The sequence below is a fragment of the Pseudomonas sp. TE12508 genome (assembly GCF_056279485.1).
The window spans coordinates 1-21,043 of record NZ_JBWCCN010000026.1 but is presented as its reverse complement, the minus strand read 5'-3'; the positions used below and the strand labels follow the sequence as shown (position 1 = coordinate 21,043).

19 protein-coding genes are annotated in these 21,043 nt (G+C 58.4%); 12 read left to right on the top strand and 7 right to left on the bottom strand.

All coding sequences use genetic code 11. The annotated features are described in order from the left end of the window. Window positions 1-332: 332 nt before the first annotated feature. The 5 genes from ACZ9IM_RS28035 to ACZ9IM_RS28015 all read right to left on the bottom strand — a co-directional run bounded on the left by ACZ9IM_RS28035 (window position 333) and on the right by ACZ9IM_RS28015 (window position 5,830). Entirely contained in the window at window positions 333-1,430 is a 1,098-nt protein-coding gene (locus ACZ9IM_RS28035; protein WP_427623461.1) for a polyamine ABC transporter substrate-binding protein, read from the bottom strand. A gap of 263 nt (window positions 1,431-1,693) precedes the next feature. Beyond that, entirely contained in the window at window positions 1,694-2,578 is an 885-nt protein-coding gene (locus ACZ9IM_RS28030) for an ABC transporter permease subunit (RefSeq protein WP_476225607.1), read from the bottom strand. Next, window positions 2,575-3,456, bottom strand: a complete 882-nt coding sequence (locus tag ACZ9IM_RS28025) for an ABC transporter permease subunit (protein WP_427623619.1) — start codon at window positions 3,454-3,456, stop codon at window positions 2,575-2,577. The genes ACZ9IM_RS28030 and ACZ9IM_RS28025 overlap by 4 nt, the downstream gene beginning before the upstream one ends. Before the next feature lie 29 nt (window positions 3,457-3,485). Further along, window positions 3,486-4,628 (bottom strand): polyamine ABC transporter ATP-binding protein, encoded by a 1,143-nt coding sequence (potA, locus tag ACZ9IM_RS28020; protein ID WP_008068177.1) that lies wholly within the window; start codon window positions 4,626-4,628, stop codon window positions 3,486-3,488. A gap of 440 nt (window positions 4,629-5,068) precedes the next feature. Next, window positions 5,069-5,830: a gamma-glutamyl-gamma-aminobutyrate hydrolase family protein gene (locus ACZ9IM_RS28015; RefSeq protein ID WP_427623464.1), complete on the bottom strand. Its 762-nt coding sequence runs from the start codon at window positions 5,828-5,830 to the stop codon at window positions 5,069-5,071. A gap of 280 nt (window positions 5,831-6,110) precedes the next feature. Between ACZ9IM_RS28015 and ACZ9IM_RS28010 the strand changes: the two genes are divergently transcribed. The 9 genes from ACZ9IM_RS28010 to ACZ9IM_RS27970 all read left to right on the top strand — a co-directional run bounded on the left by ACZ9IM_RS28010 (window position 6,111) and on the right by ACZ9IM_RS27970 (window position 16,542). Then, complete coding sequence (locus ACZ9IM_RS28010) at window positions 6,111-7,487, top strand: glutamine synthetase family protein (RefSeq protein WP_192343521.1); 1,377 nt, start codon at window positions 6,111-6,113, stop codon at window positions 7,485-7,487. 262 nt (window positions 7,488-7,749) lie between these two features. Beyond that, entirely contained in the window at window positions 7,750-9,240 is a 1,491-nt protein-coding gene (locus tag ACZ9IM_RS28005) for an aldehyde dehydrogenase (RefSeq protein ID WP_427623465.1), read from the top strand. 52 nt (window positions 9,241-9,292) lie between these two features. Then, entirely contained in the window at window positions 9,293-10,591 is a 1,299-nt protein-coding gene (locus ACZ9IM_RS28000; protein WP_427623467.1) for an NAD(P)/FAD-dependent oxidoreductase, read from the top strand. 441 nt (window positions 10,592-11,032) lie between these two features. Then, a complete protein-coding gene (locus tag ACZ9IM_RS27995; protein WP_427623468.1) occupies window positions 11,033-11,581 on the top strand; it encodes a cupin domain-containing protein in 549 nt (182 codons plus the stop codon). A 115-nt stretch (window positions 11,582-11,696) separates the two neighbouring features. Then, window positions 11,697-12,143: an NUDIX hydrolase gene (locus tag ACZ9IM_RS27990; protein ID WP_476225605.1), complete on the top strand. Its 447-nt coding sequence runs from the start codon at window positions 11,697-11,699 to the stop codon at window positions 12,141-12,143. A 251-nt stretch (window positions 12,144-12,394) separates the two neighbouring features. Further along, window positions 12,395-12,862 carry a GNAT family N-acetyltransferase gene (locus tag ACZ9IM_RS27985; protein ID WP_427623470.1) on the top strand — a complete coding sequence of 156 codons (468 nt, stop codon included), beginning with the start codon at window positions 12,395-12,397 and terminating at the stop codon, window positions 12,860-12,862. Between the two features lie 180 nt (window positions 12,863-13,042). Continuing rightward, a complete protein-coding gene (locus ACZ9IM_RS27980; RefSeq protein WP_476225602.1) occupies window positions 13,043-14,038 on the top strand; it encodes an L-tyrosine/L-tryptophan isonitrile synthase family protein in 996 nt (331 codons plus the stop codon). Continuing rightward, window positions 14,038-14,754 (top strand): HAD family hydrolase, encoded by a 717-nt coding sequence (locus ACZ9IM_RS27975; RefSeq protein WP_476225600.1) that lies wholly within the window; start codon window positions 14,038-14,040, stop codon window positions 14,752-14,754. Before ACZ9IM_RS27980 ends, ACZ9IM_RS27975 begins: the two co-directional genes overlap by 1 nt. Before the next feature lie 27 nt (window positions 14,755-14,781). Beyond that, the gene (locus ACZ9IM_RS27970; protein WP_476225599.1) at window positions 14,782-16,542 is read left to right on the top strand and encodes an isocyanide synthase family protein; all 1,761 of its coding nucleotides are present in this window, start codon (window positions 14,782-14,784) and stop codon (window positions 16,540-16,542) included. A gap of 281 nt (window positions 16,543-16,823) precedes the next feature. Here ACZ9IM_RS27970 and ACZ9IM_RS27965 read toward each other — a convergent pair whose 3' ends face one another. Further along, entirely contained in the window at window positions 16,824-17,117 is a 294-nt protein-coding gene (locus ACZ9IM_RS27965; RefSeq protein ID WP_476225597.1) for a fructose-bisphosphate aldolase, read from the bottom strand. A 603-nt stretch (window positions 17,118-17,720) separates the two neighbouring features. Here ACZ9IM_RS27965 and ACZ9IM_RS27960 point away from each other — a divergent pair. Further along, window positions 17,721-18,110, top strand: coding sequence for a hypothetical protein (locus ACZ9IM_RS27960; protein WP_427623475.1), 390 nt, complete (start codon window positions 17,721-17,723; stop codon window positions 18,108-18,110). Window positions 18,111-18,125: 15 nt separating this feature from the next. After that, entirely contained in the window at window positions 18,126-18,548 is a 423-nt protein-coding gene (locus ACZ9IM_RS27955; RefSeq protein WP_427623476.1) for an HD domain-containing protein, read from the top strand. Between the two features lie 564 nt (window positions 18,549-19,112). On the opposite strand, the gene ACZ9IM_RS27950 is transcribed toward ACZ9IM_RS27955, so the two are convergent. Next, a complete protein-coding gene (locus tag ACZ9IM_RS27950) occupies window positions 19,113-19,946 on the bottom strand; it encodes an NAD(P)H-dependent oxidoreductase (protein ID WP_476225595.1) in 834 nt (277 codons plus the stop codon). Window positions 19,947-20,031: 85 nt separating this feature from the next. Here ACZ9IM_RS27950 and ACZ9IM_RS27945 point away from each other — a divergent pair, with 85 nt between their 5' ends. Then, complete coding sequence (locus ACZ9IM_RS27945) at window positions 20,032-20,925, top strand: LysR family transcriptional regulator (RefSeq protein ID WP_427623479.1); 894 nt, start codon at window positions 20,032-20,034, stop codon at window positions 20,923-20,925. Window positions 20,926-21,043 lie beyond the last annotated feature (118 nt).

The following is a 21,043-nucleotide window of genomic DNA, read 5'->3' as shown; positions in this document are numbered from 1 at the left end:
CAAAAAAAGGCGCCCGAGGGCGCCCGAAATTCACCTTAACCGAGGAAGCCAGGTGAAACCGTTCTTCTGAGAGGAGTGCAGCGGTGGTAAGGCGCTGCGTGAACGGAAAATGGTTGAAACCTTGCCACTGATCGTTCCCACGCTCTGCGTGGGAATGCAGCCCGGGACGCTCCGCGTCCCTTCCAGAGCCGAACGCGGAGCGTCCGTGGAGGCATTCCCACGCAGAGCGTGGGGACGATCAGATTGATGTTGGATGTGATGGCCTCTTCGCGAGCAAGCCCGCTCCCACATTTTGGTCCGTGGTAGTCAGATATTTTGTGTTCGATTTTTAATCACTTACCCAGCTTCACCCGCGTCCAGCCCCGGGTCATCACCCGCTGAATACCGATCGGCATATCTGGAATCGCATACAACGTCGCCATCACCGCTTGCGGCGGATACGAACCCGGGTCATCGCGAATGGCTTCATCCACCAATGGCGTGGCTGCTGCGTTGGCGTTGCTGTAGCCGATGTTGTTGGTGACTTCGGCGATGATGTCCGGGCGCATCAGGAAGTTCATGAACAGGTAGGCGTTGTCGACGTTGGCCGCGTCCCGTGGGATGGCAACCATGTCGTAAAAGCTGCCGGCGCCTTCTTTCGGGATGCTGTATTCGATCTTCACCTTGTCGCCAGCTTCCTTGGCACGGGCCTTGGCTTGCAGCACATCGCCGGAGTAACCGACCGCTACGCAGATGTTGCCGTTGGCCAGGTCGGAGATGTACTTCGACGAATGGAAATATGCCACCGACGGGCGAATCTTCATGAACAGCGCTTCGGCTTCGGCGATCTGCGCCTTGTCCTGAGCGTTCACCGGGTAGCCCAGATAGTGCAGGGCGGCCGGGAGCATTTCTGTCGGTGAATCAAGGAAGCTGATGCCGCAGGCTTTCAACTTCGCGGCGTTTTCCGGTTTGAACAGCAAGTCCCAGGAATTCACCGGCGCATCGGTGCCCAGCACTTCCTTGACCTTGGCGGGGTTGTAACCGATGCCGATCGAACCCCACATGTACGGGAAAGCGTGGCCATTGTCAGGGTCGCTGGCAGAGGCGTTTTTCAGCAGCACCGGGTTGAGGTTTTTCCAGTTCGGCAGCTTCGATTTGTCCAGCGGCTGATAGACGCCAGCCTTGATCTGCTTGGCCAGGAAACTGTTGGAGGGCACCACGATGTCGTAGCCGGATTTACCGGCCAGCAAGCGTGCCTCAAGGGTTTCATTACTGTCGAACACATCGTAGGTCACGCGAATGCCGGTCTCGTCTTCGAACTTCTTGACGGTGTCCGGGGCGATGTAATCCGACCAGTTGTAGACGCGCAATACCTTGTCATTGGCCTGGGCACCGGTAGCCATCGCGCCCAATAAGGACAGTGTCAGCAGAGTCCTGCCAAACATTTTCATTGGTACAACTCCATTTTCTTTTTTGTTCAAATACGCAAAGCAAAAGTGCAGTGAATACAAAAACTGTGACTAAGGGCTTGCTGTGGCGAGGGGGCTTGCCCCCGTTCGGCTGCGAAGCAGTCGTAAACCAGCGAATTCGGTGTGCTTGATACACCTCGGTTGCAGGTTTGGGGGCCGCTTCGCGACCCAACGGGGGCAAGCCCCCTCACCACAACAAGCCCCTCACCACAGGTTTTGTGTTCACTTCATTTAACTCAACAGCACTAAGCCGTCGCTTCGACCCGCTGTTTTTTCGGCTGCTGCCACGACTCGCTGGCGGTCTGGTCCATGGCTTCCTGGATCGCCCGCTTGCGAGTGGCTTCGGCCTTGCGGCTGAAGTACCAGACCATGAACGTGACGATCGACACTGCCAACAGAATCAAACTGGCCACGGCATTGATCTCAGGCTTCACGCCCAGACGCACCGCCGAAAACACTTCCATCGGCAAGGTCGTCGAACCCGGGCCAGAGACGAAACTCGCCAACACCAGATCATCCAGCGACAAGGCAAACGACATCATCCCGCCCGCTGCGAGTGACGGTGCGATCATCGGAATGGTGATCAGAAAGAACACCTTGAACGGCCGCGCGCCCAGGTCCATGGCCGCTTCTTCAATCGACAGGTCCAGCTCACGCAAACGCGCTGAAACGACCACCGCCACATACGCTGCGCAGAACGTGGTGTGCGCAATCCAGATCGTCACCAGGCCACGCTCCTGCGGCCAGCCAATCAACTGCGCCATGGCCACGAACAGCAGCAACAGCGACAGACCGGTGATCACTTCCGGCATCACCAACGGCGCCGTCACCAGACCACCAAACAGCGTACGACCCTTGAAACGCGTCACACGGGTGAGCACGAAAGCGGCGAGGGTGCCCAGCGCTACGGCGGCAATCGCCGTGTAGCAGGCGATTTCCAGCGAGCGCACCACCGAGCCCATCAGTTGCGTGTTGTCGAGCAGTCCGACGTACCACTTCACCGACCAGCCGCCCCATACCGTCACCAGTTTCGAGGCGTTGAACGAGTAGATCACCAGAATCAGCATCGGCAGGTAGATAAACGACAGGCCGAAAATCAGCATGAACTTTGAAAATCCGAAGCGTTTCATCCCCGTCCCTCCATCTCTTTAGCCTGGCTGCGGTTGAACAGCAGAATCGGCACAATCAGGATCGCCAGCATCACCACCGCCAGCGCGGATGCCACCGGCCAGTCGCGGTTGTTGAAGAACTCTTGCCACAGCACACGGCCAATCATCAGGGTCTCCGGGCCGCCCAACAGCTCCGGAATCACGAACTCACCGACCACTGGAATGAACACCAGCATGCACCCGGCAATGATCCCGTTCTTGGCCAGCGGCACGGTGATTTTCCAGAAGTTGTTGAAGTTACTCGAACCCAGGTCCGACGCGGCTTCCAGCAAGCTCTGATCGTGTTTGACCAGGTTGGCGTACAGCGGCAACACCATGAATGGCAGGTAGGCATAGACCACGCCGATGTACACCGCCGTGTTGGTATTGAGGATCTCGATCGGCTGCGACGTGAGCCCGGTCCACATCAGGAACGCGTTGAGCAAACCGTTGTTGCTGAGAATGCCCATCCACGCATAGACGCGAATCAGGATCGCGGTCCAGGTCGGCATCATGATCAACAACAGCAGAACGTTCTGCGTTTCCTTGCTGGCCTTGGTGATTGCGTAGGCCATCGGAAAACCGATCACCAGGCACATCAGCGTGCTTAAAAACGCGACCTTCAACGAGCCGAAGTAAGCCGAGATGTACAACTCATCTTCGGTCAGCAGCGAGTAGTTGCCGATGTTCAGCAGCAGCTGAAATTTCTGTTCGGCGAAGGTGTAAATCTCGGAGTAGGGAGGAATGGCCAGGGCCGCTTCCGAGAAGCTGATCTTCATCACCAGGAAGAACGGCAACAGGAAAAACAGGCACAGCCACAGGAACGGAATGCCGATGACCAGTTTGCGACCGCTGGGCACCAGGCGCAGGAACTGCTGATTAAAGGTTCTCATGAGCGCAGTACCACGCCGCTGTCGTCTTCCCACCACACGTAGACCTGATCGTCCCAGGTCGGGCGTGCGCCACGGCGTTCGGCGTTGGCCATGAACGACTGGACGATCTTGCCGCCGGGCAATTCCACGTAAAACACCGAGTGGCCGCCGAGGTAGGCGATGTCATGCACCTTGCCCTCGGACCAGTTATAGCGAGTCTCGGGCTTGAGGGTGCTGACCAGCATTTTTTCCGGGCGGATCGCATAGGTGATCGACTTGTCCTGCACCGACGTACTCACGCCGTGGCCGACGTAAATCTTCTGCGCAAGGTCCGGGCTGTGAATGATCGCGTGACCTTCCAGATCCTCGACCACCGTGCCGTCGAAGGCATTCACGTTGCCGATGAACTCACAAACCATGCGGCTGACCGGCGCCTCATAAATATCCACCGGGCTGCCGATCTGGGCGATCCAGCCCAGGTGCATGATCGCGATGCGTTCGGCCATGGTCATGGCTTCTTCCTGATCGTGGGTCACCATCACGCAGGTGACGCCGACCCGCTCGATGATCTCCACCAATTCCAGTTGCATCTGCGAGCGCAGCTTTTTATCCAGCGCGCCCATCGGTTCGTCGAGCAGCAACAGCTTCGGCCGCTTGGCCAGAGAGCGGGCCAACGCCACGCGTTGACGTTGGCCGCCAGACAACTGATGCGGTTTGCGCTTGGCGTATTGGGTCATGTGCACCAGCCGCAGCATTTCTTCGACACGGGCATCGATTTCGCTGGCGGGCAAACGGTCCTGCTTGAGACCGAAGGCGATGTTCTGCGCCACCGTCATGTGCGGGAACAGGGCGTAGGACTGGAACATCATGTTGATCGGCCGTTCGTACGGCGGCATGTCGGTGATGTCGACACCGTCGAGCAGAATACGCCCTTCGGTCGGGCGCTCGAAGCCGGCGAGCATGCGCAGCAGCGTCGATTTACCCGAACCTGAACCGCCGAGCAGGGCGAAGATTTCGCCTTGATGGATCTCCAGGGACACATCGTCCACGGCGGTGGTTTCGTCGAATTTCTTAGTGACGCGGTCGACTTTCACCAACACCTTTTTCGGTGCCTGGTGACCTTCAAGAGCCTTCCTGTAGATGCTGGAGGCGTTTGCCATATGAAACTCCCAACAGGTTTCAGTCGTCGGGCCAACGCGGCCTGACTTAGTAGTTGATTGCAAGCCCAAGCCGTACGGTGCCAGTCATAACGCGACCCCCTTTAGGAGCGAGGCTTGTGTGGCGAGGGGGCTTGCCCCCGTTGGGGTGCGAAGCGCCCCTGAATCAGTCGCCGCGATCTTGAATCAGAAAGCGGTGACCGATTTACGATTGCTTCGCAATCGTACGGGGGCAAGCCCCCTCGCCACACAAGCCCGCTCCCACAAGGGGATTTGCATTTGAATCACTGGCCCGTACCGGCCGGGCTTATTCGGCACCGCCATCCTGGCTGCCTGGTCGTACTTGTTGTTATTGCGGTTCATCTATTACGTGAGCGACCGGCGCGCAAAGGCACGCCCGCCAGACTCACGGGGGCAGTTAAATCGTTGAATGCTTTTTGAAGTCAGCGCGTATTACGCAGCGCCGCCCGTTGCCGGCATGCGTCGCCAAACGCCTGGAAAATACTCAAGTAGGGGGGATTCGAAAGCACCTGCCATTCCGGGTGCCATTGCACGCCGACAGCGAAGGCCTTGCTGTGTTCGACCGAAATCGCCTCGATCAAACCATCCGGCGCGACAGCCTCAGCGCGCAGGCCGGGAGCGAGTCGGTCGATGCCCTGGCTGTGAATCGAATTCACCTGAAACACCTGCGGCAGGTCCAGCACTTCGAACACACCGCCCGGTTGCACATTCACCGCATGGGCCGGTGCGTACTGCACGGCCAAATCCGGATGATCCGCTTCCCGGTGATCGAGCATGCCGGGCAGTTCGTGCACCTTCTGATGCAGGCTGCCGCCGAACGCCACGTTCATTTCCTGAAAACCCCGGCAGATGCCGAGCACCGGAACACCGGCGGCGATGGCTGCGCGCAGTAAGGGCAGGGTGGTGGCGTCCCGTTGCGGATCGTGATCCGTACCGGGGGCACTGGCCGGGCCTTGATAGTGGAAGGGCTCCACATTCGACGGCGAGCCGGTCAGCAGCAGACCGTCGAGCTGCGCGAGCAGGTCATCGATTTCGGTCAGATCGCCTAAGGAGGGAATGACCACTGGCAACCCCAAAGCCGCGACGCTGACAGCACGCAAATACTTGTCGCCGCTGACGTGGTAGGGGTGCAGGCCAATCTGTTTGATGCACGCAGTAACGCCGATCAATGGCTTGAATGCCATTTTTATCACCTCGAAGTTTCACACTTGAACGAGCTTTTCCGGAGCTTAGCCTTGTTGATTTTAATTAACAACTCTCATGTAAAAAATTCTAAACGCTACACGTCCGATCTTCAGGGTTTACGCGGTTCGCAAGACTAATCTGGCACTCATGTGTCCAAAAAAGGCCCGAAAATAAAGGTTGAAAGGCCAAGTGTTCGCTATTGACTTCACTTTGCCTTTCGGATTGACTGGGCTCGTGAAAGGGTAGTGAACATAATAATTAACAGCTAATAGGTGCATCATGTCGGTCCCTCTGCGTGCCGTTCAACTCAACGAAGCAAACGCATTCCTTAAGAAATATCCTGAGGTTTTGTACGTCGACCTTCTGATTGCGGATATGAACGGTGTGGTGCGCGGCAAGCGCATCGAACGCACCAGTCTTCATAAGGTTTACGAAAAAGGCATCAACCTCCCGGCGTCACTGTTTGCTCTGGACATCAACGGTTCTACGGTGGAAAGCACCGGCCTGGGTCTGGACATCGGCGACTCGGATCGAATCTGCTTTCCCATCCCCAATACCCTCAGCATCGAACCCTGGCAGAAGCGCCCCACCGCGCAGCTGTTAATGACCATGCACGAACTTGAAGGCCAGCCATTCTTCGCTGACCCTCGCGAAGTGCTGCGTCAGGTGGTGAGCAAGTTCGATGACATGGGCCTGACCATTTGCGCAGCGTTCGAACTGGAGTTCTATCTGATCGACCAGGACAACGTGAACGGTCGTCCGCAGTCGCCACGCTCGCCGGTGTCCGGCAAACGTCCGCACTCGACCCAGGTGTACCTGATCGATGATCTGGACGAATACGTCGACTGCCTGCAAGACATCCTCGAAGGCGCGAAAGAGCAGGGCATTCCCGCTGACGCCATCGTCAAGGAAAGCGCCCCGGCGCAATTCGAAGTGAACCTGCATCACGTCAACGACCCTATAAAGGCCTGCGACTACGCTGTGTTGCTCAAACGTCTGGTGAAGAACATCGCCTACGACCACGAGATGGACACCACCTTCATGGCCAAGCCGTATCCGGGCCAGGCGGGCAATGGTTTGCACGTGCACATTTCGATTCTCGACAAAGAAGGCAACAACATCTTTGCCAGCGAGGATCCCGAGCAGAACGCCGCACTGCGTCACGCGATCGGCGGTGTGCTCGAGACCCTGCCGGCGCAGATGGCGTTCCTCTGCCCGAACGTCAACTCGTACCGCCGTTTCGGCGCGCAGTTCTACGTGCCGAACTCGCCAAGCTGGGGCATCGACAACCGTACCGTTGCGGTACGTGTGCCCACCGGTTCGGCGGATGCCGTGCGCATCGAGCACCGCGTAGCCGGCGCCGACGCCAACCCGTACTTGCTGATGGCGTCGGTACTGGCCGGTATTCACCACGGCCTGACCAACGAAATCGAACCTGGCGCCCCGGTCGAAGGCAACAGCTACGAGCAGAACGAGCAAAGCCTGCCAAACAACCTGCGCGATGCTTTGCGTGAGCTGGACGACAGCGAAGTCATGGCGCGCTACATCGACCCGCTGTACATCGACGTGTTCGTGGCGTGCAAGGAAAGCGAGCTGGCCGAGTTCGAAAACTCCATCTCCGACCTTGAGTACAACTGGTACTTGCATACGGTTTGATGAGCTAAATGGTGTACGCATTCTCTGCATACACCACCCATCAACTGTGGGAGCGACCTGTGGCGAGGGGGCTTGCCCCCGTTTGAGTGCGTAGCACTCACAAAGATCTTTGGTGCATCTGAGATTTTAGGGCTGCTTCGCAGCCCAACGGGGGCAAGCCCCCTCGCCACAGGTCGCTCCCACAGGAAATCGTGGTTTTCTGATCGTTAATTGGTCGGCTTTAGTCCGGCGACTACATATTCCTCTGCGTAGAGTCACAACCATGACAAACACTCGCAGCGACTGGGAACAACGCTTCCAGTCCCTCACACTAGAAGGCCGCGCATTCATCGACGGCCAATACTGCCCGGCGCTCAGCGGCGACACCTTCGAGTGCATCAGCCCGGTCGACGGCCGCTTCCTGGCGAACATCGCCAGCACCGACGAAGCCGACGCCAATGCCGCCGTGCAGGTTGCACGCCGCACATTCGAATCCGGCATCTGGGCCAAACTGCCCCCGGCCGAGCGCAAGCGCGTCCTGATTCGTTTCGCTGATCTGATTCTGCAAAATCAGGAAGAACTGGCGCTGCTCGAAACCCTCGACATGGGCAAACCGATCAGCGATTCCATGGCCATCGACATCCCGGCGACCGCCAACGCGATCCGCTGGAGCGCCGAAGCCATCGATAAAATCTACGACGAAGTCGCCGCCACACCGCACGACCAACTCGGCCTCATCACCCGCGAACCGACAGGCGTGGTCGCCGCCATCGTGCCGTGGAATTTCCCGTTGATCATGGCCAGCTGGAAGTTCGCCCCGGCCCTGGCGGCAGGCAATTCGTTCATCCTCAAGCCTTCGGAAAAGTCACCACTGACGGCGATCCGCATCGCGCAGCTTGCTCTGGAGGCTGGCATCCCCAAAGGCGTGTTCAACGTCCTGCCAGGCTTCGGTCACACCGTCGGCAAGGCGCTGGCGTTGCACATGGACGTCGACGTGCTGGCCTTCACCGGCTCCACCGCGATTGCCAAGCAACTGCTGATCTACGCCGGGCAAAGCAACATGAAACGCGTCTGGCTGGAGGCGGGCGGCAAGAGCCCGAACGTGGTGTTCGCCGATGCGCCGGACTTGCGTGCGGCAGCACAAGCAGCCGCTGGTGCGATTGCCTTCAACCAGGGCGAAGTCTGCACCGCTGGCTCACGTCTGCTGGTGGAACGCTCGATTCGCGAGCAATTCATTCCGCTGCTGGTGGAAGCTCTGCAAGCCTGGAAACCAGGCCACGCCCTCGATCCTGAAACCACCGTCGGCGCGGTCGTCGATCAGCGCCAACTGGACAACGTGCTGCGCTACATCCAGATCGGCAAAGACCAGGGCGCGCAACTGATTGCCGGCGGCAATCGTACCCTCGCAGACACCGGTGGCCTGTACGTGGAACCGGCGATTTTCGACGGCGTGACCAACGCCATGACCATCGCCCGGGAAGAAATCTTCGGCCCGGTGCTGTCGCTGATCACCTTCGACACCGCTGAAGAAGCGCTGCAGATCGCCAACGACAGCATCTTCGGTCTGGCAGCCGGCGTATGGACCAGCAACCTCAGCAAGGCCCACAGCTTCGCCCGTGGTTTGCGCGCCGGCAGCGTCTGGGTCAACCAGTACGACGGCGGCGACATGACCGCGCCGTTCGGCGGGTTCAAGCAGTCGGGTAACGGTCGGGACAAATCGCTGCACGCGTTCGACAAATACACCGAACTGAAAGCGACCTGGATCAAGCTCTAACACCTTTACAGCGGCGGTCGCAGGCGAGCGTTTGCGGCCATCGGAGAAACCTATGAAACAAGACTCTGTTAAACAAAAGCATGTAAACAGCTACTACGCCGCCACCCGCAACTTCACCGGTGACTTCCCGGTGCTGGAACAAGCAGTGGACTGCGACGTCTGCGTGATCGGCGCCGGCTACACCGGTTTGTCCTCGGCGCTGTTCCTCAGCGAAGCAGGCTACAGCGTGACCGTGCTCGAAGCCGCCAAAGTCGGCTTCGGCGCCAGCGGTCGCAACGGCGGCCAACTGGTCAATTCGTATAGCCGCGACGTCGATGTCATTGAAGAGCGTTACGGCGACAAAACCGCCGAAGTGCTCGGCAGCATGATCTTTGAAGGCGCCGATATCATCCGTTCGCGCATCAAAGAGTACGACATCAAATGCGACTACCGCCCCGGCGGCATCTTCGCGGCGCTGAACAAAAAGCAACTCAACGGCCTGGCCGAGCAAAAGAGCAGTTGGGAGCGCTATGGCAACAAGAATCTGAGAATGCTCGACGCCGCTGACATCAAGCGCGAAGTGGGTTGCGACAACTACGTCGGCGGCCTGCTCGACATGCAGGGCGGCCACATCCACCCGCTGAACCTGGCCCTCGGCGAAGCCGCCGCGATCATCAGCCTGGGCGGCAAAATTTACGAACAATCCGCCGCCGTGGAAATCACCTACGGCGAGCCGATTACCGTGCGCACCGCCAAAGGCGTGGTGCGGGCCAAGTACCTGCTGATCGCCGGCAACGCCTATCTGCCTCAAGACCTCGACAACCGCGTCACGCGCAAAAGCATGCCGTGCGGTTCGCAAATCGTCGTCACTGAGCCGCTGTCCGAAAAAGTCGCCCGCAGCCTGATCACCAACAACTACTGCGTCGAAGACTGCAACTACCTGCTCGACTACTACCGCCTCACCGCCGACAACCGCCTGCTGTACGGTGGCGGCGTGGTCTACGGCGCCCGCGAGCCGGACGACATCGAGCAACTGATCAAACCAAAAATCCTCAAGACTTTCCCGCAACTCAAGGACGTGAAAATCGACTACCGCTGGACCGGCAACTTCCTGCTGACCATGTCCCGCATGCCGCAATTCGGCCGCATCGAAAAAAATGCCTACTACATGCAAGGCTACAGCGGTCACGGCGTCACCTGCTCGCACCTGGCCGGCAAACTCATCTCGGAAATGATCCGCGGCGACGCCGAACGCTTCGACGCCTTCGCCTCCCTGCCGCACATGCCCATGCTCGGCGGCCGCACCTTCCAGGCCCCGCTCACCGCCATGGGCGCCGCGTATTACGCGCTGCGCGACCGGTTTGGTATCTAAGCCAGACGCAATCCCTGTAGGGGCCGAGCTTGCTCGCGAAGGCGGCCGCACAGTCAGCATCTCTGTCGACTGACACACCGCCATCGCGAGCAGGCTCGCTCCCACAAGGGAACTGACGACATACACAAATTTTGCGAACAACACCGACCACTGTGGGAGCGAGCCTGCTCGCGATGAGGCCCTATCAGCCGCCATCAATGCTGCCTGATACACCGCCATCGCGAGCAGGCCCACTCCCACAATTCCCGCACCTGACCGCCGGCATCAGGGGCCCGCCGGCTTTTTTCATAGCCGTTTATCGAACCTGCTGAGCAACACCAACAAACGTGATTTAATACCCGCCTTCCACGGTTCCGGGACGGGAAACGGCGTGATCCGCGGCCACCAGTCGCCCGCCACCCACCCCCATTACCCCTTAAGTATTCTTCGCATAAGGCTGTCATGGACACGGGCTCACGACTCAAATTAGTACGCGAAAGCTACAAACTGTCCCAGCGCGAGCTGGCCCGGCGTAGCGGCGTCACCAATGCCACCATCTCCCTGATCGAACAGAATCGCGTCAGTCCCTCCGTCAGCTCCCTGAAAAAACTGCTCGAAGGCATCCCCATGTCTTTGGCGGACTTCTTCACCTTCGACCAACCGCCCCGCGAGCACCAATACGTGTTCCGCGCCAATGAACAGCCGGATCTCGGGCGTCATGGGTTGCGGTTGTTGCTGATCGGCGCTTCGGTGCCGAGTCGGCAGATGCGGCTTTTGCGCGAGCAATACGCGCCGGGGGCGAGTTCGGGGGAAGAACCCATCGTGCATGCTGAGGGGGAGGAGTGTGGGCTTGTAACCCGTGGCACGGTTGAGCTGACCGTGGATGGGCAGATCAGTGTGCTCAACGCTGGCGACGGCTATTACTTCCCGACAACGCTGCCTCACAAGTTTCGCAATATCGGCCAGGATGAAGCTGAAATCATCAGCGCCAACACTCCAGCCAACTTCTGATATCAAAACGGACACTACCCTGTAGCAGCTGCCGAAGGCTGCGTCCGCGGCCACTACCTATGCCAAATGGAAGCACCTGCTACAGGGTTTGATCAAAGCAAATGGACTTCACCTAATGACCGCACACCGCATCCGCCCTCTCGCACTCTGCATCTTCCATCACGATGGCAAGATACTGGTCAACGAAGCGTACGACCCCGTTACTGGAAAGCCATTCATGCGCCCAATCGGTGGCGGAATCGAGTTTGGCGAGACCAGCGCCCAAGCCGTAGTACGTGAAGTCGATGAAGAACTCGGTTTATCCATCACCGATGTTCGCCTGCTCGGCACGCTCGAAAACATCTTCACGTATGCCGGCACGCCCGGGCACGAAATCGTGCAGGTCTACGATGCAAAATTCGTGGATACCAGCGTCTATGAACGGCCCCACTTGAACGCTCAAGAAAGCGATGGTGCTGCCTTTATTGCGAAGTGGCTGCCGCTCGACAGTATTACTGGCGATACGCCGCTGGTTCCTGTCGGGCTGTACGAGCTACTGAAGAAGGTCGCGCTGCTGGACTGATTCCCGTCATCCAGTACGGCCGGATGACTCTCACATTTACTTCCCCCTCAAAATTGACAACCCGGATCATCCAAAACACTATCGACCCATGACCTGCATCCCCCGCATGAACATGATGTGCTCCTCCATGACCGCCTCTGGCGGGCCGTGAGGTCACGCGTTCACAGGATTTGACGTAGTTACCCAAGGCCCCGCCAGAAATGGACGGGGCTTTTTAGTTCTCCGTCTACCGATTGCCAATGGAGAATGAAATGTTTGAGATTAGACGCGCCACGCACAGCGATGCCCAAACGGCGTTCGACATTCGCCTTCAAGCGATACGGCATCAATGCGTCGGTGCCTATACCACGGAGCAAATGCTGGCCTGGACGGCAGGAGCGGCCAAGGACGGGTATAGCGACCTGATGAATAAACACTTTTATCTGGGCTGTATTCAGGGTGAGCCGGTGGCGACAGGAATGCTTGATCTGGAGAAGAGTGAAATCGGCGCACTCTTTGTGCTCCCGAGCTTCATGCAACGTGGCATTGGCTTGAGAGTCTTGGACTACCTTGAATGCCTGGCGCGGAATTTGGGGCTGAGGGAAGTCAATCTGGACGCCACTTTAAACGCCGCTGATTTTTACCGGCGCTGCGGTTTCGTTGGTCACGAACCAGCAATTTACCATTCGCCCTCCGGGCTTCAGCTGGCTTGTGTGCCGATGGTGAAAGCGCTTTTGTAGGCTTGGCATTGGTTGATAGCTTCACCGACGGCAGACCCGGAGGGGCTCGTGCAGCCCGCAATATTCCTGATTGCCACGATTGACAGTCGTAACGACTTGTAGGAATTTAGCCGCCCGCAGGTAAGGAATATCTGCTGACGGTCAAAAAATGGCCGTTATTCACCACACAAGGGATTGTCTATGCAGGGTTCAAACACCGTTGCTCAACAGGTGTGCGGTCAGCTGGTGCTCGAGCGTCAGAACAACGCGCACATGAACATTGCCCAGCAAATTCTCGAATGCCTGTTTCGACGTCGTAGCCTTGCCCCGGGGCAGGATCACGAGCTTTCGTTGCAGGTGCTGGAACCCCATCTGACCAGGGTCATGCAAGCAGTCGAGAGCGGTCGCAAGGTCGAAATGGTCTTGCCGGCCTTTCCCGGCAAGTCGCCCAGCCGCAAGAAAACCCTCAGCCATCTGCCCGATCTTGCCGAACATCATGCCATCGACGAGTTACATCGCCTGTGCAATGAGATCCAGCAGATCTACGCACCAGGGGCGCTGATTCATATCTGCTCTGATGGCTATGTGTTCTCTGACCTGGTGCATGTTCCCGATGCGGACGTCAAAGCCTACACCGACGCTATCCAGGACTACGCCGAACAGCACTATCCCGGCACGTTCGCCCATTTCGATCTCCGGGATGCCTATCCTCCGCTTGATTGTCTGGACGCCATGCGTGAGGAGATGATGATCGAGCACGGCCAGTCATTGGTCTTGTTGCAGCAGCGTTTCAAGGATGAGCCGCACATGATGTTGATGTACTGCGGTATCCATCGCTTCCTGTCCGAGGATTACTCGGGGCTCAAGGTATTCGCCGGCATGAGCCTTAATGCGGTGAAGAAAATCGCCAAACCGGCCTCGCAGCGGGTGATCCAGCGCAGTGAAGCCTGGAGTGCGCTGTTACAGGCGCGCTACCCGCATTGCCTGCGCCTGTCGATTCACCCGCAACTGGCGGTGTCGACGAAAATCGGTATCCGGTTGGTGCCAACCAGTGACCTGTGGCGCACACCCTGGCATTCGGTGGCTATCAAGCGACGGGGTGTGGTCACCCTAGAAAAACGCAGCAATGTCGATGAACGCTACCACCGCTTGGTGTTCCGCAAGGGGCGTCCTTGTCACTACGCCAGTGCTCAATAATGGCGTCTCGGTTGCGGGTCGAAGCCGTACTCTTCGATTTGGATGGGACCCTGGTCGACACCTTGCCTGACATCACCTGGTGCCTGAACCAGGTGTTGCTCGAACACGGTTGCCCGGCGCAGACAGCGGAGACGGTGCGGGGTTATATCGGCGGTGGGGTCACAGCGATGATCGAGCAGGTCGCCACGGGGTTTGGCATTGCCGATGCGGCCGCGCTGCACCAGCGTTATGTGGCGCTGTATCAAAACAACCTTGTTCAATTTTCCCGGCCCTTCAGCGGTGTGCTTGCCTTGCTTGAAGGTTGTCGCCAGTTACAAGTGCCGCTGGCAATCGTGACCAACAAGACCGAGGAAATGGCCCGGCAAGTAGCCGATGCGCTGCTTCCGCAGAATGCCTTCGGGACGATTCTGGGGCACCGCACGGGCAGGGCGCTCAAACCTCAGCCGGAGGTGGCATGGGAAGCCGCCCGACGGTTGTCGGTTGATCCGCAACACTGCTTGTTCGTCGGTGACACCGAGATCGATTTGAAGACCGCCCGTGCTGCCCGCATGTACTCGGCGGCGGTCACCTGGGGCTATGGTCTGACACCTGACTTGCAGGCGCTTGCCCCGAACTTCTGCTGCGAACAGCCGGCCGGATTGCTGCGCATTCTGCGGCAAGTCTGCGGTACGGCGCATGCATTCACCGAGCATGGCGACACCGTTAAATCCTATTGATACACACATTCTCAAGGAAGTTGTTCTATGGAACATAGAGACGCATGGATCGCTGCCGTCAGCGATTTGCTCGCGGGTTATCTGCTCAAAGGCACGGATGATTGTTTCGACACACAAGGCAGAGCGAATCTCGCGCTACGTTTGGGGCATTGCTTCGATCAGAGCCTGCCGGTACGTCTGGTATTGCCAGGCTTTCCCTGCAAGTCGCCGAACGCCACTGACCAGACATTCGGCGTGTTGCCGGATTATGGCGAGGTCATGGCCATCGAGCGCCTCGACCAACTCGGCCAAGCCATCGCCGCGCTGCACGCACCGGGTTGTGTGGTCTCGATCCTCAGTGACGGAACGACGTTCAACGACATCGTCGGGGTGGCCGACGACGTTCGCGAGACCTACAACCGGGCTTTGCGTGGACTGTGCACCACCCACACGATTCAGTGGGTCAGCATGGAAGACCTGTTCCCTCAGGCCCAAAGTGCCGAGTCGGTTCGCGCCAGCCTGATCAAGCAGGCCCGTTTGCCCTGGAAAAACCTTGGGGATCTGATCGAGCAGAGCCGGCACGATGAATCCCTCAGCCAGGCGCATGACCACCTCTGCAGTCACCTCTACAACGACCTGCGTCTGTGCCGTGAAGAGGGGCAGAGCGAGGACGAGTACCTGCAGCAAATCAACTTCAAAGCCTACCAAATGATGTTTCGCGGGCAGGCATTGAATGCGGCAGTGGATCGTTTCTTCGGCGATGACATTCGCTTGTCGGTCCATCAATACAGCAATGCCGGGCCCAAATTCACCTTCGGCCTGGCCGAAGGGCTGACCCGTGTCGACAGCCCCTGGCACGCCGTACCGGTGTGCAACCTCGATGGCAGCCAAACCCTTCGCGCCCGCGCCCAGGTCGACCTCGACCACCATGTGCTGGTCACCTGGCAAGGTCGCCCGTGGCTCTACCACCAAACAGAAAACCCGCAGGCCAAAGGCTTCGAATACGAACTGCAAAAACTGCCGCTGTTTGGCCTGGTGGTGCGAGACCCGTTGGGGCTGGGTTTCGAACGACTGTCCACGGGCCTGCTGGAAGCACTGGTGGAAACCTTCGGTTTCGTCTGCCTCAAGGGCTGCCGCTTCGATGACCAGGACAGTTTTGCTCGCAGCTGCGAACGCTTTGGCACGCTGTACGAATGGGCCTTCGGCGCCGTGCACGTGGTCAAGCCTGCGGACAAACCCCAAGGCGTGGTGCACTCGCTGGAGAAAACGCCGTTGCACTGGGACCTGAACATGCTGCCCGACAGCGACGCACAGGTTCAACGCAACCCGAAATTCTGCGCCAGCAAATTCATGCTGTATTGCAAGACCGCGCCGCAGCCGGGCGAGGGCCAGACCACCATCGTCGACAGCCGAAACGTACTGCGCAAAGTCGGCCAGCAAGTCGCCCGACAATGGCAGGACGTGAACATCACCTACTACACCAAAATGACCTACTTCGGTGGCTCACCGCGCATGTACAGCCTGGTGGATCATCACCCCCGCAGCGGCGAACTGATCCTGCGTTACCAAGAGGGCACCGACTCGACATTGCAGACCCTGAGCCAGGCTGTGCAGGACCATGATGAAGAGGCTCAACAGGCGCTGCTCGAACAGGTCAACTCGCTGGTTTATGACCCGGAGTGCCTGATTGCTCATCAATGGAGTGAGGGGGATCTGGTGTTGATCGACAACTATCGGACGCTGCATGGGCGGTTGCCGATGTCGGCGGGTTCTTCGTCGCGGGAGTTGTGGCGGGTGCAGGTTTACTAAGCGATGGCGTCTGGGAGGCCCTGGGGACAGGGCCTTTCTTCGAGAGCTTTTCTCATCACTGCGCGATGAAGTTGCGAATCGAGAAAAATCGCTGGCATTGCATCAGCATCACACCAAGTTGGCCCAATACTCACATCTACCTCGACGCAGATGGCAACATTGATATGCGAAAAGGAAGTGGCACTGACACTGATCGCTTGAGGCCGTGCGAATGGGATCTAGCGAAGCCATAGTCGTAAAAAACCCGCAATAACACGGGTTTTTTTACGGCCCAAATAGGGTCACTGCCCCTTAGGCGTATCAAACCCACGCTGCTCAATCACCCGAAACACATCACTCACATCCTGAACCATTATCCGGGCGATGTTGGTAACGGTGTTGATGTCGTGCTCGGCGTAGTCCGGCAGGCTGGTGCAGGCCATGAGGTTGAGGTATTTGAGGACAGCGTTGAGGCGTTCGCTGAGGCAGTTGTGGAGTTCGCGCAGTGGGGCGTCGGCGTCGATGAGGAGGACGGGGTGATCGGTGGCGAAATGGGACATTGGGGTGTAGTGGCGGAGCGGGTTGTTCGTACTCATAAGTAAATCTTCCTCGTATCTGTAAGAAGAGCTACTGCCGTTCGCTGCGAATCGAAAGGGTGGTAGCTATGTGCGGGTTCGCAGACCGAGGATACGAGGAACCCGGCAGACCCGAAGATCTCCCACACACAGCCACCATAAAACGGAGTACGGGCGCGTTTTTGCGGCCGTTGCTGGTTATGGGGTGCAAGGTTACTACACGTATCGTCAGGGCTGCGAAACCCTATCGCTGAATATGCTCAGCGACAGACCCACTCTAGGCAGCGATTTCGGTAGCCGCAACCGGGCTGTAGGACCACACGGGGTCACTGTGGCGAGGGGGCTTGCCCCCGTTCGGTGGCGCAGCCGCCGCAAAACCGGGCATTGCGGTGTGTCTGAGGAAACGGGCTAGCAGGGTTTGGGGCTGCTTCGCAGCCCAACGGGGGCAAGCCCCCTCGCCACAAAGGGCAGATTCCTACATGTTTTTCAGACTTCAAAATCCTGGCCGCGCCTTCATCAAACGATCAAGCGCGGGATTTTCGGTGGTGAGTACGCTTGCTTCCGTTCAGCGCCGCCACCGTCGTAGACTGAAAGCCAACGGCAAATCAAGGATGGAACACGCCCATGATCGAAATCGGCAGCCGCAACAACGCCCCCACGCCACAGCACAAAACCCAGGACATTTATCTCTTTCACATCGACCTTTCCCGCCCGGATATGCCTTTTTGTTTCGAACAGTCCATCGGTGGCGGTCATTGCGAGCAGGGCGGGGCGGTGTGGTTGGCGGTGTCGGCGCTTGAAGCCTGGCCGGGTGAATGGCGTCTGCATTTGCAGAAGGCTGGTTGTGGCTGGGTCGCTGAAGTGGTGGATGGTCATCCGGGCGTCGATCAGGCGACGCTGGTGTCGATGATTCTCGAACGCCACGCTGAGGGCGCCAAGCCTGTGGGGCGGTGGCAAGCGATTGCAGGCTGGTTCCAGCGCAACATTCATGTCGCCGGCCGTTACGGCGTTTAACCCGAGGAGAATCCCATGACCCAGACACTGGAACGCGCCATTGCCATCGCCGCGGCGGCGCACGAGGGGCAGGTGGACAAGGGCGGCGCGCCTTACATCCTGCATCCGCTGAGAGTCATGCTGCGGGTGAACACGCTGGAAGAGCGCATCGTCGCGGTGCTGCATGACGTGGTCGAAGACTGCGGCATCAGCTTCGACGATCTGCGTAACGAAGGTTTTAGCGAAACGGTGCTGATGGCGATTGCGTCGGTGACCAAGGTGCCGGGCGAATCCTACGAGGCGTTTATCGAGCGCGTGGCGCAGAACCCGATCGGGCGGGTGGTGAAACTGGCGGATCTGGAAGAGAACAGCGACTTGTCGCGGATTGCCCAGCCGTCCTGGGAGGATCTGGAGCGCGTTGAGAAGTATCGGCGGGCGATCGGGGTGTTGCGGTCGTAGTGAGTGTTGGTAACGTGTTGCCGGCGTGAGTGCTACGCCGTCCGGCGCTATTGTCTCTCCTGCGGTGAGTGCGGGTTCTGTGCAGCGTGCTTTGATCCCGCCAAGGCGGTTTATTAAATTAGCGGTGGTTTGGGAGCTTTAAGATCAAAAGATCGCAGCCTTCGGCAGCTCCTACAGGAGATCGCGTCCTGATTTGATCTCTAAGCGCGCCATTATTATTTTTCAATCCTCCCACTGTTCTCTTGGAAAAGAATCGGTCTAAAAACCCCGACCCAGGCCTCGAACGATTTGCTATTCTGAAGCTGTAGGTGAAGACGCAGACTGATGCGCAAAGGGATAGCGAGGAAGCGTGGGGCGCGCTCCCAAGGGTACACGGTTAGAAAGATCTCCGCGCTGAGATCCAGCCCTTATGCCGTGTGAGGCAGAACAGCCTAAAGTTAAAAATCCTGTTCTGTGAGAGGCCCGATAAACCTTGTAAGCCAGAGACCAGCGCTGGCCACCTACATCGATTTCCAAAGCCCGCCTTGTGCGGGCTTTTTCGTGTTTGCGGGTAGCCAGTTTGTTCTACACGGCGCGCGCTTTTGCGGATGCGGCTCGCACGTCTTGTTCATCGCGTTCTGCCTGTCTGACGTGAGCTGCAAACCCAGTCTGATCCGACGCAATCTCCGCACGCAATGTCAGCTGCGGGATGTCATACGCGCCTGCATTCTGTGGCCGGAAAGGAATCGGTGCGGTCTTCCATAGGTCATCCAGCCGTTGGCCGAGCGCATCACAGGTCGTCGAAAATTTCGCTTCATCCATTCGGCTGGTGCGATAGATCACGAACGGTGGCAGCACGTCGAAACCGGGGTAAAACAGCACGCCATGCTGAATCGGGAATAACACATCATCGATGGGCCCATTGATGCCCCGAGGGCTGTAATGAGACTCCCATCCGCCGGCGGTGACGATCAGCATCGCCCGTTTGCCCGCCAGCGTGCCTTCTCCATAGCGGTTACCCCAGCGCACATCGGAATGCTCTCCTACGCCATAGGCAAAACCATAGGCATAGACGCGTTCCACCCAGCCTTTGAGGATCGCCGGCATCGAAAACCACCACAGTGGAAACTGCAGAATGACGGCGTCGGCCCAGAGCAGTTTTTCCTGTTCGAGGACGATGTCCTGGCTTTGCCGACCTTCTTCGAAGGCAAGTTTGGAGTCCAGCGAAGGATTGAACCGCGATTCGGCTGGCCGGCCGGGACTGTCATCGGCATCCAGCGAGGCTTTCCAGTCCATCGCGTATAGATCGGAGACTTGCACCTGGTGGCCGTTAGATTCCAGGCGTTTGACGGCAAAGTCTTTGAGCGAGCCGTTCAATGATTTTGGTTCGGGATGGGCATAAACGAGCAGGACTTTCATGGCTGAGTCTCCGGTGTCAGGAGGCTGCAGAGTCGGGCTTTGCCCGGTATATTGGAAATGAATAACCAATATGCCAGGTATTACCATGAATAATCTGCGACGCCTGGACATCAATCTGTTGCTGACCCTTGATGTCTTGCTCTCGGAACACAACGTGACCCGTGCGGCGCAACGCCTGAGTTTGTCTCAACCGTCGGTGAGTGTTCATCTTGCCAAATTGAGGGACATTTTCGGTGATCCACTGTTATTGCCAGGACCACGGGGCATGCGGCCCACCGCCCGGGCAGATGAGTTGCGCGAGCCGTTGCGCCAGGCCCTGGAAGCCCTGGAGCGCGCCGTGTCACCCGCCAGCCCTTTCAACCCGGTTGAGGCACGGCAGACGTGGAACGTCATGGCGTCTGACTACGGTGAGTCGACCATCGTGTTGCCCGCGTTGGCCGGGCTGCGTTCGGCAGCACCCGGCACGCGTCTGGCGGTATTTGACCTGGTTCCGTCACAGATCGCCAGACAAGCGGAGCAGGGGGCAATTGATTTGGCTTTTCACACCAGCGAGGACGCTCCCCTCGGCTTGCGGCGTCGAGCGTTGTTTACCGAGCGGTATGTTTTGGTAGGGCGTGCCGGCCATCCGCAGTTGAAAAAACGGCCGACACTGGCGCAATTTTGTGAACTCGACCACGTGATCGTGTCACGGGATGGTGGGGCGTTTCAGGGTGTCACCGACCAGGCGCTTTCGGCGGTGGGCATGACGCGCCGGGTGGTGCTTTCAGTCCCGCATTTCCTGTTTGTCCGGTCGGTGGTGGAGAGCACTGACATGGTCGCGATGCTGCCGTCGCGGCTGGTTCGCGATGCGGGGGCGTTGGAGGTGGTCGAGCCACCGCTTGATGTCCCGGGTTACGAGATGTCGATGCTCTGGCCCGAGCGTGTTCATCGCGACCCTGCGCATCAATGGTTGCGCGAGTTCATCGTGAGTGCGTTGTGATTAACGTCCGTTAAACGCAATCCATGTGGGAGATTCTATGGTTGAGGGGAAGCCCTCAACCCGTTTTCGCTTGGTATTCACTCTGCCCTTTCAGCAGTGCAAATACGACCCGTGCAAG